The organism is Arthrobacter sp. Leaf234 (genome assembly GCF_001422665.1).
GTDB lineage: Bacteria > Actinomycetota > Actinomycetes > Actinomycetales > Micrococcaceae > Arthrobacter_D.
Genome location: NZ_LMLU01000006.1, coordinates 286,044 through 302,490, shown reverse-complemented (window position 1 = coordinate 302,490; position 16,447 = coordinate 286,044). Strand labels below are relative to the sequence as shown.

General features: G+C 68.5%; 13 protein-coding genes and 2 tRNA genes. 8 read left to right on the top strand and 7 right to left on the bottom strand.

The annotated features are described in order from the left end of the window. Nucleotides 1-30 precede the first annotated feature (30 nt). From ASF21_RS12270 to pepN, 4 genes are all read right to left on the bottom strand, one after another. The gene (locus ASF21_RS12270) at nucleotides 31-495 is read right to left on the bottom strand and encodes a globin (protein ID WP_082471526.1); all 465 of its coding nucleotides are present in this window, start codon (nucleotides 493-495) and stop codon (nucleotides 31-33) included. A gap of 170 nt (nucleotides 496-665) precedes the next feature. After that, nucleotides 666-1,403 (bottom strand): mechanosensitive ion channel family protein, encoded by a 738-nt coding sequence (locus ASF21_RS12265; protein WP_082471525.1) that lies wholly within the window; start codon nucleotides 1,401-1,403, stop codon nucleotides 666-668. A 122-nt stretch (nucleotides 1,404-1,525) separates the two neighbouring features. Then, nucleotides 1,526-2,011, bottom strand: coding sequence for an OsmC family protein (locus ASF21_RS12260; RefSeq protein WP_055771536.1), 486 nt, complete (start codon nucleotides 2,009-2,011; stop codon nucleotides 1,526-1,528). Between the two features lie 168 nt (nucleotides 2,012-2,179). Next, entirely contained in the window at nucleotides 2,180-4,732 is a 2,553-nt protein-coding gene (gene pepN / locus ASF21_RS12255; protein ID WP_055771622.1) for an aminopeptidase N, read from the bottom strand. Between the two features lie 214 nt (nucleotides 4,733-4,946). Between pepN and ASF21_RS12250 the strand changes: the two genes are divergently transcribed. Together ASF21_RS12250 and ASF21_RS12245 are read left to right on the top strand one after the other, a co-directional pair. After that, complete coding sequence (locus ASF21_RS12250) at nucleotides 4,947-5,417, top strand: ribose-5-phosphate isomerase (protein ID WP_055771534.1); 471 nt, start codon at nucleotides 4,947-4,949, stop codon at nucleotides 5,415-5,417. Beyond that, nucleotides 5,410-6,288 (top strand): Fpg/Nei family DNA glycosylase, encoded by an 879-nt coding sequence (locus ASF21_RS12245; protein ID WP_055771531.1) that lies wholly within the window; start codon nucleotides 5,410-5,412, stop codon nucleotides 6,286-6,288. Before ASF21_RS12250 ends, ASF21_RS12245 begins: the two co-directional genes overlap by 8 nt. Nucleotides 6,289-6,377: 89 nt before the next feature. Here ASF21_RS12245 and ASF21_RS12240 read toward each other — a convergent pair. Continuing rightward, nucleotides 6,378-6,448: transfer RNA gene (locus tag ASF21_RS12240), tRNA-Gly, on the bottom strand. Nucleotides 6,449-6,562: 114 nt separating this feature from the next. Here ASF21_RS12240 and ASF21_RS12235 point away from each other — a divergent pair. The 5 genes from ASF21_RS12235 (at nucleotide 6,563) to clpX (ending at nucleotide 11,322) form a co-directional block, all read left to right on the top strand. Next, nucleotides 6,563-6,636 (top strand) — tRNA-Pro (locus ASF21_RS12235). Between the two features lie 69 nt (nucleotides 6,637-6,705). Continuing rightward, nucleotides 6,706-8,259, top strand: coding sequence for a trigger factor (gene tig / locus ASF21_RS12230; RefSeq protein WP_055771529.1), 1,554 nt, complete (start codon nucleotides 6,706-6,708; stop codon nucleotides 8,257-8,259). Between the two features lie 251 nt (nucleotides 8,260-8,510). Next, a complete protein-coding gene (locus ASF21_RS12225; protein WP_321166897.1) occupies nucleotides 8,511-9,137 on the top strand; it encodes an ATP-dependent Clp protease proteolytic subunit in 627 nt (208 codons plus the stop codon). A 41-nt stretch (nucleotides 9,138-9,178) separates the two neighbouring features. Continuing rightward, nucleotides 9,179-9,853 carry an ATP-dependent Clp protease proteolytic subunit gene (locus tag ASF21_RS12220; RefSeq protein ID WP_055771523.1) on the top strand — a complete coding sequence of 225 codons (675 nt, stop codon included), beginning with the start codon at nucleotides 9,179-9,181 and terminating at the stop codon, nucleotides 9,851-9,853. A 176-nt stretch (nucleotides 9,854-10,029) separates the two neighbouring features. Beyond that, on the top strand, nucleotides 10,030-11,322 hold the full coding sequence (gene clpX, locus ASF21_RS12215; protein WP_055771521.1) for an ATP-dependent Clp protease ATP-binding subunit ClpX: 1,293 nt from the start codon (nucleotides 10,030-10,032) through the stop codon (nucleotides 11,320-11,322). A gap of 68 nt (nucleotides 11,323-11,390) precedes the next feature. On the opposite strand, the gene ASF21_RS12210 is transcribed toward clpX, so the two are convergent. Beyond that, the gene (locus tag ASF21_RS12210; RefSeq protein WP_055771514.1) at nucleotides 11,391-12,920 is read right to left on the bottom strand and encodes a glyceraldehyde-3-phosphate dehydrogenase; all 1,530 of its coding nucleotides are present in this window, start codon (nucleotides 12,918-12,920) and stop codon (nucleotides 11,391-11,393) included. Between the two features lie 210 nt (nucleotides 12,921-13,130). Here ASF21_RS12210 and ASF21_RS12205 point away from each other — a divergent pair, with 210 nt between their 5' ends. Beyond that, entirely contained in the window at nucleotides 13,131-13,748 is a 618-nt protein-coding gene (locus ASF21_RS12205; protein ID WP_055771510.1) for a DsbA family protein, read from the top strand. Between the two features lie 62 nt (nucleotides 13,749-13,810). On the opposite strand, the gene valS is transcribed toward ASF21_RS12205, so the two are convergent. Continuing rightward, nucleotides 13,811-16,435: a valine--tRNA ligase gene (gene valS / locus ASF21_RS12200; protein ID WP_055771506.1), complete on the bottom strand. Its 2,625-nt coding sequence runs from the start codon at nucleotides 16,433-16,435 to the stop codon at nucleotides 13,811-13,813. Nucleotides 16,436-16,447: the final 12 nt, after the last annotated feature.

Genomic DNA, 16,447 nt, shown 5'->3' with positions numbered 1-16,447 from the left:
GGGGGGCGCTGTCAGTCGGCTGCGTTGACGTCAGTCGGCCGCGTTGACCATCGAGTGGGCGGCCCGGTCGAGGTAGTCCCACAGGGTGGCCTCGTGCAGCGGAGCGAGGTCGAGCGCGTCGACGGCCGACCGCATGTGCCGGAGCCAGTGGTCCCGTGCCTCGGGCCCGACGCGGAACGGCATGTGCCGCATGCGCAGCCGCGGATGGCCGCGTTGCTCGCCGTAGGTCTTCGGACCGCCCCAGTACTGCTCGAGGAACAACAGGAGCCGTTCCTTGGCGGGGCCGAGGTCCTGCTCCGGGTACATCGGACGGAGGACCTCGTCCTCGGCCACGCCGTCGTAGAACGCGTCGACGAGGCGCACGAAGGTCGGATGGCCACCGATCGCGTCGTAGAAGTTCTCCGTGTACTCGGGCTGGGTGAAGGTCTGCCCGGCGGCGACCAGCCGCTCGACCGGGAGGGCTGCCCGACCGCCGGCCGACGGCGAGAGGGGCATGGACGTCGGGGATCCCTGCGGGCGCGCGTCGGACCGGCGTCCTTCCGGCTCCGGTATGCCTGGTCGGCGCGGCTCCTGCCCGTTCGGCTCCGGCGGAGGCGACGCGGGGTCCGAACCGGCGCGCTCCGCACCTGCCGGCGGCTGGGCGACGCCGTCGGGCGTTGGGCCGCTCATGCCCGACCCTCCGGTGAGGAGGCCGCCGGAGGGGCGGCGAGGGTTGTGGGTGAGGAAGCCGCAGGAGCGGCAGCAACGGCGGCCGGCGAGGACGCCGGGGCGGTACCGGGTGCCGCCGCGTCGGCGGCAGGGGAGACCGGGGGATCGGCGGGAGGTGCCACGTAGTCGCCCTGCGAGCGGTTGCCCACTTTGGTGATGTCGCCGTTGCGGACGTACCAGATGGCCCCGTCCTCGTCGATCATGCGGGTGATGCGCAGACCGAGCGACTGGACGACGCCGACGGTGTCGCCCACCTCGATCGTGTCACCGATGCCGTACTGGTCCTCGATGGTGATGAAGAACCCCAGGAAGGCGTCGCGGATGACCTCGCGGGCGCCGAAGCCGATCGCGATACCCACGATGCCCACGCTCGCGAGGATCGGTCCGATGTTGAAGCCCAGCGTGTCGATGGCCATGAGGATCGCCACGATCGCGATGGTGCCGGCGGTGACGCTGGAGAGGAGGCCGCCGATCGTCTCGGCCCGCTGCACGCGGCGCGCGCTGTCGAAGGGTCGGAGAGCCGGCTGGGCCCACTTGAAGTGCGGCTTCTTGAAGACGCTGTACCCGTTCTGCACCCGGGTGACGGCCCGGGTGATCAGGTAGCGGACCACGAGCCAGAGCAGCAGTGCGCCGATCAGGACGATCAGCGCGCCGAGGATCTGGCCGCCGTAGCCGAGGGAGGGGAGGAAGGTCATGGAATCGCTTTCGAGCAGGCGCCGTGGGGTCCGCCCGGAGGGGTAGGCGCGGGGTGCCTTAACAGGCTACAGCCGCGCCGCGGTCCATCCGCGACGGCGGCCCGGCCGGCGGTCGCCCGCTCCTACGCCGCACCCGCCGGTCCCGAGGAGGTCGGTTCGTGCTGGACGGGGAACGAGACCGACCGCGCGATGAAGCACAGGCGGTTCGCCTCGGCGTGCAGGGTGTCCGCCAGCGGGGTGTGGTCGGCATCGGCGAGTTCCACATGCGGTCGGAGGATGATCGCGGTGAATTCCCCGCTGCCGTCGCGGTTGAGCCGCATGGTTCCTTCGGGTGTGTCCGAGTAGGCGGTGACCACCACTCCTGCCTTGACCGCCACATGGAGGTAGGAGAGCATGTGGCACTGCGCGACGGCGGTCAGCAGCAGCTGCTCCGGGTTCCAGCGGTCCCGCGAACCGTGGAAGGTGGGATCGGCCGTGCCGAGCAGCAGGCCCGGTCCGTCCACCTCCACCTGGTGGTCCCGGCTGTAGGTGCGGTAGCCGGTGGTCCCCGGCCCGAGGTTGCCCGTCCAGCGGAGGCGGGCGGAATAGCGGTGTTCCTGCAGGTTCATGGTCCGACCCTAGTCCGCCGTCGTCGCGCCTGCCCGACCCGAGAGCCGCTCGCGGCACGCCTGCCCTGCGCCTCCGGGCCTGACGCGCGGACGCGAACGGGGAGGACCGGTCCGGTCCTCCCCGTCGACGGGATGCACGCCCGCAGGGGGATACGACCCGCGTCGTGGCTACCTGTCGGCTGCCTGCGCGGTCAGCGCCCGGACCACGCCGTCACGGCTCTCGAGCACGAGCCGCCGCAGCGAGGGTGATGCGTCGCCGAGCCCGGCGAGGAAGGCATCGGTCCGGTCGAGGGTGTCCTGGGTGGTCAGCAGCGACGGATAGAGCCCGACGACGATCTGCTGGGCGATCTCGTGCGTGCGGGTGGCCCACACGTCCCGGATGGACGCGAAGTACCGGTCGGCGAACGGCTCGAGCAGCGAGCGGTCGTGCACCCGGGTGAAGCCGGAGATCATCGAGCGCTGCGTGGCGTTCGGCAGGTCGGTCGACTCCACGAGGGCCGACCACGCGGCGTCCTTCGCAGCTGCGGTCGGGAGAGCCGCCGTGGCCGCTGCAGCGGCCAGCTCGCCCGTCGCCGTCGAATCGCGTCCGAGTTCGGCCTCGATCTCCGCGGTCCCGTAGCGGCCGCCGACCACCAGGCTCGTCACCAGTTCCCAGCGGAGGTCCTGGTCGACGGTGATGCCCTCGGGCACGGTGACTCCCGTCAGCATCGCCTCGACGGTGTCGAGGTGCGCCGACGTGCGGGCGTGCGAGGAGAACGCGCGGGTGAACTGCAGCTGGGCATCGGACCCCGGATCGGCGGTCAGGGCGAGCTCGAGGAGGCTGTCCGCCGCGGCATCGCCCATCGCCTCCCTGTCCTCCGGCGTGACGTAGAAGGTCAGGGTCGAGGCGAGCTGGCGCAGCAGGACGAGGACCACCGACGAGTCCGATTCCGCACCGATGTTCTGCAGTACGAGCTCCACGTAGTCGCGGGCCGGCGTCTCGCCGTCACGGGCGGCATCCCAGGCGGAGGCCAGCACCAGGGTCCGGGGGAGCGAGTCCCTGAAGTCCTTGACGTGGCGGACCGAGGTGCGCAGCGATGCCGGGTCGAGACGGATCTTGGCGTAGGCGAGGTCGTCGTCGTTGAGCAGGACGAGCGCCGGCTGCCGCTGTCCCACGAGCTCCGGCACCTCTGTGCGCTCGCCGTCGACGTCGAGCTCCACCCGGTGCACCCGCACCAGCGCGCCGTCGTCGTCGTGGTCGTAGAGGCCGACGGCGAGCCGGTGCGGTCGGATGGTGGGGAAGGCCTCGATGGCACTTTGCACGATGGCGAACGAGGTGAAGGCGCCGTTCCCGTCCGTCTCGAACTCTGGACGCAGGGTGTTGACCCCTGCGGTCTCGAGCCAGAGGGCTGACCACTCCTTCAGGTCGCGGCCGCTGGCTGCCTCGAGCTCGGAGAGGAGATCCACCAGTTCCGTGTTCTTCCACGAGTGCTTCGCGAAGTACTGGCGTACACCCTGCATGAACTCCTCCTGGCCCACCCAGGCCACGAGCTGCTTGAGCACCGAGGCGCCCTTGGCGTAGGTGATGCCGTCGAAGTTGACCTGCACGTCCTCGAGGTCGTTGATCTGCGCGACGATCGGATGGGTGCTCGGCAACTGGTCCTGCCGGTACGCCCAGCCCTTCTCGAGGATGGTGAAGGTGGTCCACGCCTGCGTGAACTCGGTCGCCTCGGCGGCGGCGAGGGTGGACATGAACTCGGCGAAGGACTCGTTGAGCCAGAGATCGTTCCACCACCGCATCGTGACCAGATCACCGAACCACATGTGGGCCAGTTCGTGGAGGATCGTGATGGCGCGGCGCTCGACGGTCGCGTCGGGCACGCGTGAGCGGAACACGTACGTCTCGACGAAGGTGACGGCGCCGGCATTCTCCATGGCACCCGCGTTGAACTCGGGGACGAACAGCTGGTCGTATTTCTCGAACGGATAGGGGGCGCCGAACTGCTCCTCGTAGAACGCGAAGCCCTGCCGTGTCAGCGCGAAGATGTTCTCCGCGTCCATGTACTGCATGAGGGACTTGCGGGCGAAGACGCCGAGCGGGATGGTGCGGCCGTCGGAACTCGTCAGCTCGCTGCGCACGGACTGGTAGGGGCCGGCGATCAGGGCGGTCACGTACGAGGACATGACCGGTGTCGGTTCGAAGTACCAGGTGGACGCCGCCCCGCCGTCGGCGGCGGACACCGCCTGGACAGGCTCCGGTGTGGTCGAGTTCGAGATGACGTCCCAGTGCGACGGCGCCGTCACCGAGAAACGGAAGGTGGACTTGAGGTCCGGCTGCTCGAAGACGGCGAACACCCGCCGGGAATCGGGCACCTCGAACTGCGTGTAGAGGTACACCTCGCCGTCCACGGGGTCCGTGAAGCGGTGGAGCCCCTCGCCCGTGTTCATGTAGGGCATGTCGGCCTCGACGACAAGGCGGTTGCTCGCGGACAGCGACGGCAACTGGATGCGGACGCCGTCGGCCACTGCGGCGGGGTCGAGGCTCACGCCGTTGAGCTCGACGCGGTGGACCGTGTCCGTCACGGCGTCGATGAACGTCGATGCGCCCTGCTGCGCATCGAAGGTGACCACGGTCGTCGACCGGAAGAGGCGATCGCCGCGGGTCAGGTCGAGCGTGACCTCGTAGGAGTGGACGGTGAGCAGATCGACGCGCGTGCGTGCTTCGTCGCGCGTCAGGTTCAGACCGGGCAAGGATCGCCTCCAGGGTGGGGTACGGGTACGTCGCGTGTGATGCGGGTTACGCGGCGCTCCGATTCTCTCACTCCGCCGGTGAGCTCGCGCGCGTGGTCGGCCCCGCCGGCAGCGGACTAGGCTGGCATCGTCCCACCTCCACCGCCGGGACCCCTGCCCGGTCGCCGCCGGGCCGACCGGCGCCCTCCAGAAGGAACAGATCGCCATGCGCGTCCACCTCGCCACCGACCACGCCGGCATGGAGCTCAGTGCCCACCTCCTCTCCCACCTCGTCCGGGCCGGGCACGAGGTCATCGACCACGGCCCGACGTCGTACGACCCGGAGGACGACTATCCCTCCTTCTGCATCGACGCGGCAGCGGCCGTCGTCGCCGACCAGGCGGCGGGCGTCGAAGCGCTCGGCATCGTCCTCGGGGGTTCGGGCAATGGCGAGCAGATCGCTGCCAACAAGGTGCGCGGGATCCGGGCGGCGCTTGCGTGGAGCCTCGATACCGCCCGCCTCGCGCGGCAGCACAACGACGCCAACGTGGTGGCCGTCGGCGGGCGGCAGCACTCGGTGGACGAGGCGACCGCCATCATCGAGGCCTTCCTGGCCGAACCCTTCAGCGGGGCGGAGCGGCACAGCCGCAGGATCGCCCAGGTCACCCGCTTCGAGGAAACGGGCAGCGTTGCCTGAGGGCCACTCGGTCCACCGCCTGGCGAAGCAGTTCACCTCCGTCTTCACCGGTGCGCGGCTCGCCGTCTCCAGTCCGCAGGGTCGGTTCGCCGCCGGGGCGGAGCAGCTCGACGGCGCTACCCTCGTCAGCGCGCTCGCGCACGGCAAGCAGATGTTCCTGCGGTTCGACAACGACCGCGTCCTCCGGATCCACCTCGGTCTGTACGGCGCGTGGAGCTTCGGCGGGGACGCCACGTTCCGCGGAGCCTCGAGCATCGGTGCACCCCGCCGCGTGGGGGAGTCGGAGCAGCCCTCCGACGGCGGCCCGGCGGCCTATGCGGGACCACCGGACCCGGTGGGTGCGGTGCGCGTCCGCCTCGTGTCCGATCACGGCTGGGCCGATCTCCGTGGACCGACGGCCTGCGAGGTGATCACCGCCGCGGAGGAGAAGGTGGCCCGGGCCAAGCTCGGCCCGGATCCGCTCCGGCCCCGGCCGGACGGATCGGCCTTCGTCACGAAGGTCATGTCGAGCATCACGCCCGTCGGGATCCAGCTCATGAACCAGGCGGTCATCGCGGGGATCGGCAACATCTACCGCGCAGAGGTGCTGTTCCTGCAGGGCATCAACCCCTGGCGCCCGGGCAAGCAGCTGAGGGAGGACGAGGCCCTGGGGATCTGGGCCGATACCGTCCGGCTCATGAGGGACGGCGTCCGCGAAGGGCGCATCATCACGACGACGGTCGAGGCGCGGAACGGACGGCCGAAGCGATCCGCCCCCACCTATGTCTACAAGCGGACGGGCGAGCCCTGCCGTCGCTGCGGCACGGCGATCCTCAGCGCGGAGATGGCGGCCCGCACGGTCTACTGGTGCCCGTCCTGCCAGGCCGACTGACGCCGCGGGGGATGCGGGGGATGCGGCATGCGCAGCTTAACCAGGAACACCCGGACCAGGGGTCCGGGTGTCTGCCGTGTCGGGCGATGAGGGGATGACGGGAATCGAACCCGCGTAATCAGTTTGGAAGACTGAGGCTTTACCATTAAGCTACATCCCCGCAGCGGGCCCCTGGCGGAGCCCCGTGGAACGCCTACAACTACACCACAGCGGCCGCGCGATCACCAAATGTGCGAGCCGGCCGCAAAGATGCGTAGACTGACACTCGCACTTACGGGGTGTAGCTCAGCTTGGTAGAGCGCCTGCTTTGGGAGCAGGAAGTCGCAGGTTCAACTCCTGTCACCCCGACTCTGTCATGTGATGAGGAAAGTGCCTCCGCTGCAGAACCGAATCCAATCATCTCAGGAGTCCTACGCTGTGAAGAGCGCTGTTGAAACCCTTTCCCCCACCCGGGTGAAGCTGAACGTCGAGGTCCCCTTCGAGGAACTGAAGCCCAGCATCGACGAGGCCTACAAGACCATCGCCACCCAGGTCCAGGTTCCCGGGTTCCGCAAGGGCAAGGTTCCCCAGCAGCTCATCGACCAGCGCGTCGGCCGCGGCTACGTCATCGAGACCGCCGTCAACGACGGCCTGAACGGCTTCTACCAGAGCGCTGTGCAGGAGACGGGCATCCGCCCGCTCAGCCGGCCCGAGGTCGAGATCACCGAGGTGCCTGACCCGTCCAAGAAGGACGGCCAGCTGGCCTTCACGGTCGAGCTGGACATCCGCCCCGAGATCGAGCTCCCCGACTACAAGGGACTCGAAGTCACGGTCGAGCCCGTCGAGGCGTCGGACGAGGACATCCAGAAGGCCATGGACGAGCTGCGCGGCCGCTTCGGCACGCTCACCGCCGTCGACCGCCCCGCGAAGGACGGCGACTTCCTCACCATCGACCTCACCGCATCGGTGGAGGGTGACGAGGTCGACGCCGCCCAGGACCTCTCGTACCAGATCGGTTCCGGCACCATGCTCGAGGGCATGGACGAGGCCGTCACGGGCCTGTCCACCGACGAGGACGCCACGTTCGAGACGACCCTGGCCGGCGGCGAGCACGCAGGTGCCGCGGCGCAGGTCAAGGTCGTCGTCAAGGCCGTCAAGGAGCGCGAGCTCCCCGAGGTCGACGACGAGTTCGCCCAGCTGGCATCGGAGTTCGACACGGCAGATGAACTGCGCGCCGATCTCGCCAAGCAGGCCTCCGAGTCCAAGCTCATGGATCAGGGCGTCGAGGCCCGCGACAAGGTGCTGGACCTGCTGGTCGAGCTCGTCGCCGTGCCCGTTCCCGAGAGCGTCATCGACGAGCAGCTCGAGCAGCACTTCAACGGTGAGAACGCCCACAGCGCCGGCGAGGACCACGACACCGAGGAACACCGCGCGGAGGTGCGCAGCAACACCGAGCGCGCCTTCCAGAACGAGGTCATCCTCGATGCGGTCGCCGAGAAGGAAGAGGTCGGTGTCAGCCAGAGCGAGCTGATCGACTACATCGTCTCCACGGCCGGCCAGTACGGCATGGAGCCCAACCAGTTCGCCCAGATGCTGGACCAGAGCGGCCAGGTGCCGATGATCGTCGGCGAGGTGCGCCGGCGCAAGGCCCTGGCCAAGGTCCTCGAGTACGCGACGGTCACGGACACCAACGGCGCGGCCATCGACCTGACCGAATTCGTCCGCCCGGCCGGCGACGAGCCCGAGACCATCGAGGTCGACGACGTCGACACCGAGCAGGGTGCGGCCGAGGACCTCCAGGCCGACGAGACCGCGGACGCGGTCGAGGCCCCCATCGAAGAGGCCGCCGCCCCCGAGGACGCCGAGGTCGTCGAGGACACCGCGCCCGCAGAGGTCGTCGAGAAGCCCGCCAAGAAGGCACCGGCCAAGAAGGCTGCGGCCAAGAAGGCACCGGCCAAGAAGGCTGCGGCCAAGAAGCCCGCCGCCGAGTAGTAGCCACGCACGACCGTCAGCGGTGTCGCAGCCCCAGGGCAGCGGCACCGCTGATGTGCTTAAGCCCTCGGCGAGCGGACGGAGGCCCTGGGCGAACGCCTGCCGGGGCTCGGTTGCGCGACCGTGCGCCGTCAGCGAACAGTTCACGGAGCGGGAGCAATTCGTCGCCGCAGCGGGTTAGTGTCCAAGGAGAGACAAACGGACGGGTCGGCCGACGAGGCAGCGGCCCGCCAGAGTGAGAGGTCAACCACATGGCAACCGAACCAAGTATCCCGAGCATGGCTGGTCCCGAGATGGGCGGCCGTGACGAGTACATCTACACGCGGCTCCTCAAGGAGCGCATCATCTGGCTCGGTTCCGAGGTCCGCGACGACAACGCGAACGCCATCTGCTCGCAGCTGCTCCTGCTGTCGGCGGAGGATCCCGAGCGTGACATCTTCCTCTACATCAACTCACCGGGTGGATCGGTGACCGCGGGCATGGCGATCTACGACACCATGCAGTTCATCCCGAACGACGTCGTCACCGTCGCGACGGGTCTCGCGGCCTCCATGGGACAGTTCCTCCTGTCCTCGGGCACCAAGGGCAAGCGGTACGCGACCCCCCACGCCCGGATCCTGATGCACCAGCCGTCCGGCGGCATCGGCGGAACGGCGACGGACATCCGGATCCAGGCCGAGCTGATCCTGCACATGAAGCGCGTCATGGCCGAGCTGACGGCAGAGCAGACGGGCCAGACCGTCGAGACGATCCTCAAGGACAACGACCGCGACAAGTGGTTCACGGCCCAGGAAGCCCTCGAGTACGGCTTCTTCGACCACATCTCCGCGCACTCGGGCTCCGTCGCCGGCGGCGGCGGCACCGAGCAGACCGCGTAGTCCGCTCCCAGCCCTCCACCCGTCGTCCTACAGGAGACACCATGAACCACGAATTCCAGGCAGCAGCGGGATCCACGGCGCAGAACCTGCCGACCAGCCGCTACATCCTCCCCCAGTTCGAAGAGCGCACGCCCTACGGTTTCAAGCGCCAGGACCCGTACACCAAGCTCTTCGAGGACCGCATCATCTTCCTCGGGACGCAGGTCGATGACGCATCGGCCGACGACGTCATGGCGCAGCTGCTCGTCCTCGAGTCCACGGACCCCGAGCGCGACATCACGCTGTACATCAACTCGCCCGGTGGCTCCTTCACCGCGATGACGGCGATCTACGACACCATGCAGTTCATCCGCCCCGAGGTGCAGACGGTCTGCCTCGGCCAGGCGGCCAGCGCCGCGGCTGTCCTGCTGGCCGCGGGGGCGCCCGGCAAGCGTCTCGCCCTGCCCAACGCCCGCGTGCTGATCCACCAGCCGGCCCTGTCCGGCGGTCAGGGTGGGCAGGCCTCCGACCTCGAGATCCAGGCCAACGAGGTCATGCGCATGCGGACCTGGCTCGAGGACACCCTCGCCCTGCACTCGGGCCGTACGCCCGAGCAGGTGAACCTCGACATCGAGCGCGACAAGATCCTCACCGCCGCCGACGCCGTCGCGTACGGCCTGGTGGACGAGGTCCTCAACTCGCGGAAGATCACGCCGCCGAAGATCAACACCCCGTGATCCGGGCGTCCGTCCGGCGGTCCTGAGGGCAGCCGGTCGAAGCGTCCGGGTCCCGGCCAGGACGATCAGAATGCCCGTGGCGCCGAACGGCACCACGGGCATTTTGATACCGGCTACCACAGGCATGTGGCCTAGAGTGGTGGTAGCAATCGCGTAATACCTAAGGGGATTGAACCATGGCTCGCATTGGTGAGAGCACCGATCTGCTCAAGTGCTCCTTCTGCGGGAAGAGCCAGAAGCAGGTACGCAAGCTCATCGCCGGCCCCGGCGTGTACATCTGCGACGAGTGCATCGACCTCTGCAACGAGATCATCGAGGAGGAGCTCTCCGAGGTGGCCGACCTCGGGACCTTCGAGCTCCCCAAGCCGCGGGAGATCTTCGACTTCCTGCAGGAGTACGTCGTCGGGCAGGAGCCCGCTAAGCGCTCCCTCGCCGTCGCCGTGTACAACCACTACAAGCGCATCCAGTCGGGCAGCGGCCCGCGTGCGGCCGGCACCCTCGCCGATGCGGCCGAGGCCGAGGACGTCGAGATCGCGAAGTCCAACATCCTCCTGATCGGCCCCACGGGCTGCGGCAAGACCTATCTCGCCCAGACCCTTGCCCGCCGCCTCAACGTCCCGTTCGCGGTCGCCGACGCGACGGCGCTGACGGAGGCCGGCTACGTGGGTGAGGATGTCGAGAACATCCTCCTCAAGCTCATCCAGGCTGCCGACTACGACGTCAAGAAGGCCGAGCAGGGCATCATCTACATCGATGAGATCGACAAGATCTCTCGGAAGAGCGAGAACCCCTCGATCACCCGGGACGTCTCCGGTGAGGGCGTGCAGCAGGCTCTCCTCAAGATCCTCGAGGGGACGGTGGCGTCGGTGCCCCCGCAGGGTGGCCGGAAGCACCCGCACCAGGAGTTCATCCAGATCGACACGACGAACGTCCTGTTCATCGTCGCCGGCGCCTTCGCCGGACTGGAGGAGATCATCGGATCGCGTGCCGGGCGGAAGGGCATCGGCTTCGGTGCTCCGCTGAGCTCCCTCAAGAACGAGGAGGCCAGCTACGGGGACGTGATGCCGGAGGACCTGCTGAAGTTCGGGCTGATCCCCGAGTTCATCGGTCGCCTGCCGGTCATCACCACGGTGACCCATCTCGACCGGCCGGCGCTCATGCAGATCCTCACCGAGCCGAAGAACGCGCTCATGAAGCAGTACCAGAAGATGTTCCTGCTCGACGGCGTCGAACTGGCGTTCGAGCCCAAGGCGCTCGAGGCCATCGCCGATCTGGCGCTCGATCGCGGGACCGGTGCGCGCGGTCTGCGCGCCATCATGGAGGAGGTCCTCCTGCCCGTGATGTTCGACCTCCCTAGCCGCGAGGACATCGCGACCGTCGTGATCACGGACGACGTCGTCGCCAAGCGCGCCGAGCCGACACTCATCTCCCACGAGGTCGTGGCCAAGCGGCGGAATAAGTCCGCCTGATTCCTCCTCGCGCAACGAAGGGCCCGACCTGATGGTCGGGCCCTTCGTGCGTTCGCTCCGCGCGGCACTCAGGCGTCGGCGGTCACCGCAGCCGTACCAGGGAAATCGGGAGCGTCGTCGCCCGTGTCCGCACCCGGCACCACGTCTGCCGCGGGGTAGGACGGCGGGTGGACCCCTGCCATCTCCTCCATGACCCTGACCACCTGGCAGCTGTAGCCGAACTCGTTGTCGTACCAGACGTAGAGGACCAGGTAGGTGCCGTCGGCGATCGTGGCGAGACCGTCGACGATGCCCGCCCGCCGCGAGCCGACGAAGTCGGTGGACACGACCTCCGGACTGTCGATGTAGTCGACCTGCTTGCGCATGTCCGAGTGCAGGGACATCTCGCGCAGATAGGTGTTCGCCTCCTCCTTGGTGGTCGCTCGCTCCAGTGTCAGGTTGAGGATGGCGATGGACACGTCGGGAGTGGGTACGCGGATGGAGCTGCCGGTGAGCTTCCCGGCCAGTTCCGGCAGGGCCTTCGCCACAGCCGTCGCCGCACCGGTCTCGGTCAGCACCATGTTCAGCGCGGCCGAGCGCCCGCGGCGGTCACCGCGGTGGAAATTGTCGATGAGGTTCTGGTCGTTGGTGAAGGAGTGGACGGTCTCGACGTGTCCGTGGACCACCCCGAAGCGGTCGTTGATGGCCTTCAGCACCGGGGTGATGGCGTTGGTGGTGCAGGAGGCCGCGGTGATGATGCGGTCCTCCTTGCCGATCGCTGCGTGGTTGATGCCGTGCACGATGTTCTTGAGGTCCCCCTTGCCGGGCGCGGTCAAAAGGACCTTCGCGACCCCGGTGCTGCGCAGGTGCTGGGAGAGGCCGTCGGCGTCGCGCCACCGGCCGGTGTTGTCGACCACGAGGGCGTCGGAGATCCCGTACGCGGTGTAGTCGATCGAGGCGGGATCGTCGGAGTAGATGACCTGGATCCTGATGCCGTTGGCCGTGATGGTGTTCGCGGTCTCGTCCACCTGGATCGTGCCCTCGAAGGAGCCGTGCACCGAGTCGCGGCGCAGGAGGCTCGCCCGCTTGGCGAGGTCGTTATCGGATCCGCGGCGCACGACGACGGCGCGCAGCCGCAATCCGTGGCCGCCGCCGGCCTTCTCGATGAGCAGGCGCGCCACGAGGCGGCCGATGCGGCCGAAGCCGTAGAGCACGACGTCGGTGCTGGTGCGCTCGTCGCGGCCGCCCTGTCCGACGATGTCCGCGAGCTCGGTACGGACGAACTGCTCCAGCGATCGGCTGTCACCGCCTGCGGCGGACCGGTCGTAGGCGAGCCTCAGCCGGCCCAGGTCGATCGCGGCGGCGCCGAGGTCCAGGTCCGCGAGCAGTCGGAGCAGGGGAGCGGTGTCCTCGAGCCGGAGTTCCTCGGTGGTGATCCGACGGGCGAACCGGTGGGCCTTGAGGATGTTCATGGTCGACTTGTTGATGAGGCTGCGCCCGTGGATGCTCGTCACCACGTTGTTCCTGCGGTAGAGCTGCCCGATCAGCGGGATCATCGCCTCTGCCAGCGCCTCGCGTTCGAGCCAGGTGTCGTGATTGTCGGTCCCGTCGTGCTGCACAGCCGTATCCTCTTCTGCGCCGGACGCACCGGCGCGGAGTCATCCAGCCGGATGGCGACGCAGGGAGAGCGCCAGGCACCGTCGACTGGTCGTGTCCCTTCATTGAACCGCCTTCGGCGGCGGTGCACCAATCCGCGCGGAATATGGAGTGGGGAAGGCGGGTTGCACGAGAAAAGGCAACGGCCTTGATCCCGACCGAAGGAGAACCGCATGAGCGAGTCAGTAACCGTAGAGAAGGCCGATTTCTGGTTCGACCCCCTGTGCCCGTTCGCGTGGATCACCTCCCGGTGGATCGGAGAGGTGGAGCAGGTCCGGAACATCACGGTCGACTGGCACGTGATGAGCCTGTCCGTGCTCAACGAGGGTCGTGACCTCCCCGAGGAGTACCAGGCCATGATGCAGAAGGCGTGGGGGCCGGTGCGCGTCATCATCGCGGCGCGGGAACTCCACGGCGACGAGTACATCAAGAGGCTGTACGACGCCATGGGCACGCGCATCCACATCGGGCAGCTCAAGGACTTCGACGTCGTGATCCGGGAATCGCTGGACGAGGTCGGTCTGCCCGCGGAGCTCGCGGCGTACGCCCACACGGACGAGTACGACACCCAGCTGCGCGCCTCGCACCAGGACGGCATCGACCGCGTGGGCGACGAGGTGGGCACGCCGGTGGTCGCCTTCAACGGGACCGCCTTCTTCGGGCCCGTCCTGACGAAGATCCCCCGGGGCGAGGCCGCCGGCCGGATTTTCGACGGCGCGCTGCTGATGGCCGAGTTCCCGGAGTTCTACGAGCTCAAGCGCTCACGCACGTCCAGCCCCTCGTTCGACTGATCCGTCCCGCCCGGGAGAAGAGACCCGCTCGACAGCGGGTCTCTTCTCCCGTTCCGGGGCGCCTATTCGGCCGGCTGCGGCACCAGCTCGACGTCGGACACGGTCAGTGCCCCCTCGCCGTCGGTGACCCGGAGGTCCTTCGCGTTGCCGGCGGCCAGCAGATCGGCCAGCCCTGCGCGGACCTGCTCCACCTGGGCGGCGGAGGCCGTGACCACCGCGGTCTCCACCTCGGTCCGCTGCTTCACCTTCGCCTCGGACTTCGCCTTCCGGATACCTCCGAGGGCCAGGGCCACGGAGGTCAGGACGGCAGGGTCGGCCGACGCCGGGAGACCGTCGAGGGCGTCCGCGGACGGCCAGGCCGCGCGGTGCACCGAACCCTGGCGCCACCAGCTCCAGACCTCCTCCGTCGCGAAGGGCAGGAACGGCGCGAAGAGCCGGAGGAGAGCGTCCAGGGTCGTCGCGAGGGTGGTCTGCACGGACTGTGTCCCGGCGTCGTCGGCGTCGCCGTAGGCGCGATCCTTGACCAGTTCGACGTAGTCGTCGGTGAACGTCCAGAAGAACGACTCCGTGAGCTGCAGCGCGCGGGCGTAGTCGTACTTCCCGAAGGCGGCGGTGGCCTGCTCCGTGACCGTCCGCAGCTGCGCCAGCAGCGACTGGTCGAGCGCGGTGGACACGCGGTCCAGGGACCCAGCGCCGATCGAGGCCTCCGTGACGCCGAGGTTCAGCACGAACTTCGAGGCGTTGAGGAGTTTGATCGCCAGCCGGCGGCCGATCTTCATCTGGTTGACCTCGTACGCGGTGTCGGCACCGAGCTTCGCTGACGCAGCCCAGTAACGGACGGCGTCCGCCCCGAACTGCTCGAGGACGTCGGTCGGTACCACCACGTTGCCCTTGGACTTGGACATCTTCTTGCGGTCCGGGTCGAGGATCCAGCCGGAGAGCGCGGCGTGCTTCCAGGGCACCGAGTCCTGGAGGGCGTCCGCACGGACGGCGGTCGAGAACAGCCAGGTACGGATGATGTCGTGTCCCTGCGGGCGGAGGTCGAACGGGAAGACCTTGGCGAACAGGTCCTCGTCGCGCGCCCACCCGCCGACGATCTGCGGCGTGAGCGACGAGGTGGCCCAGGTGTCGAGCACGTCGAGGTCACCGGTGAAGCCGTTCGGCTGGTTCCGCGCCGACTCGTCGAAGCCGGGCGCGGGCTCGGCCGCCGGGTCCACGGGCAGCATGTTCATGGCCGGCACGATCGGGGCGTCGTACTCGGGTTCACCGTCGGCATCGAGGCGGTACCAGACGGGTACGGGCACGCCGAAGAACCGCTGGCGGGAGACGAGCCAGTCGCCGTTCAGACCCTCGATCCAGTTCTCGTAGCGCGAGCGCATGAACGAGGGATGGAATTCGATCTCCCGCCCGCGCTGGATGAGCGCCTCGCGCTTGCCGGCGTCGCGGCCGCCGTTGCGGATGTACCACTGGCGGCTCGTGACGACCTCGAGCGGCTTGTCGCCCTTCTCGTAGAAGTTCACGGGGTGGGTGATCTTCGTGGGTTCGCCGTCGAGGTCCCCGCTCTCGCGGAGCATGCCGACCACGGCTTCCTTCGCGCTGAAGATGGTCTTGCCGGCCACCTGCGCGTAGTTCTCGCGCGCACGCCCGGTGGCGATCCACTCCGGCGTCTCGGTCCGGATGCGGCCATCACGGCCGACGACGGCGCGCGTGGGGAGCTGCAGCTCGCGCCACCAGGTGACATCGGTGAGGTCGCCGAACGTACAGATCATGGCGATACCGCTGCCCTTGTCCGGCTTCGCGAGCGGGTGCGCCTTGATCTCCACCTCGACGTCGAACAGGGGAGAGGTCACCGTGGTGCCGAAGAGGGGCTTGTAGCGCTCGTCGTCGGGATGCGCCACCAGGGCCACACAGGCCGGCAGGAGCTCGGGACGCGTGGTCTCGATGTGCACCTGCCTGCCGTCGGGCGCGTGGAACGCGATGCGGTGGTAGGCGCCGGGCTGCTCGCGGTCCTCGAGTTCGGCCTGCGCGACGGCGGTCCGGAAGGTCACGTCCCAGAGCGTCGGTGCTTCTGCGAGGTAGGCGTCGCCGGCTGCGAGGTTGTCGAGGAAGGCCCGCTGGGACACGGACCGCGAGGTGTCGTCGATGGTCCGGTAGGTGAGGTCCCAGTCGACCGAGAGCCCGAGCGTGCTGAAGAGGTTCTCGAAGACCTTCTCGTCCTCGACGGCCAGTTCCTCGCACAGCTCGATGAAGGTGCGGCGGGAGACCGCGTCGAAGTCGCGCTGGTTCTTCGCGGGCTCCGCGGGTGGGCGGTAGCCGGCGTCGTAGGCCACCGACGGGTCGCACCGTACACCGTAGTAGTTCTGCACGCGGCGTTCCGTCGGCAGCCCGTTGTCGTCCCAGCCCATCGGGTAGAACACGTTGGCGCCGTTCATCCGCTTGAACCGCGCCATGACGTCGGTCTGCGTGTAGGAGAACATGTGGCCCACATGGAGCGAACCCGAGGCGGTGGGCGGAGGGGTGTCGATCGAGTAGACACTCTCGCGGGTCGTGTCGCGGTCGAAGGTGTAGGTGCCGTCCTCGCGCCACTGGCGGGACAGCCTCTCCTCGAGGCCCTCCAGCGCGGGCTTGTCGGGAACGGAAACGGGCTGGGGAGAGGGCGTGTCTGTGCCCTGGGTGGTATCGGCCATCCCTCCATTGTT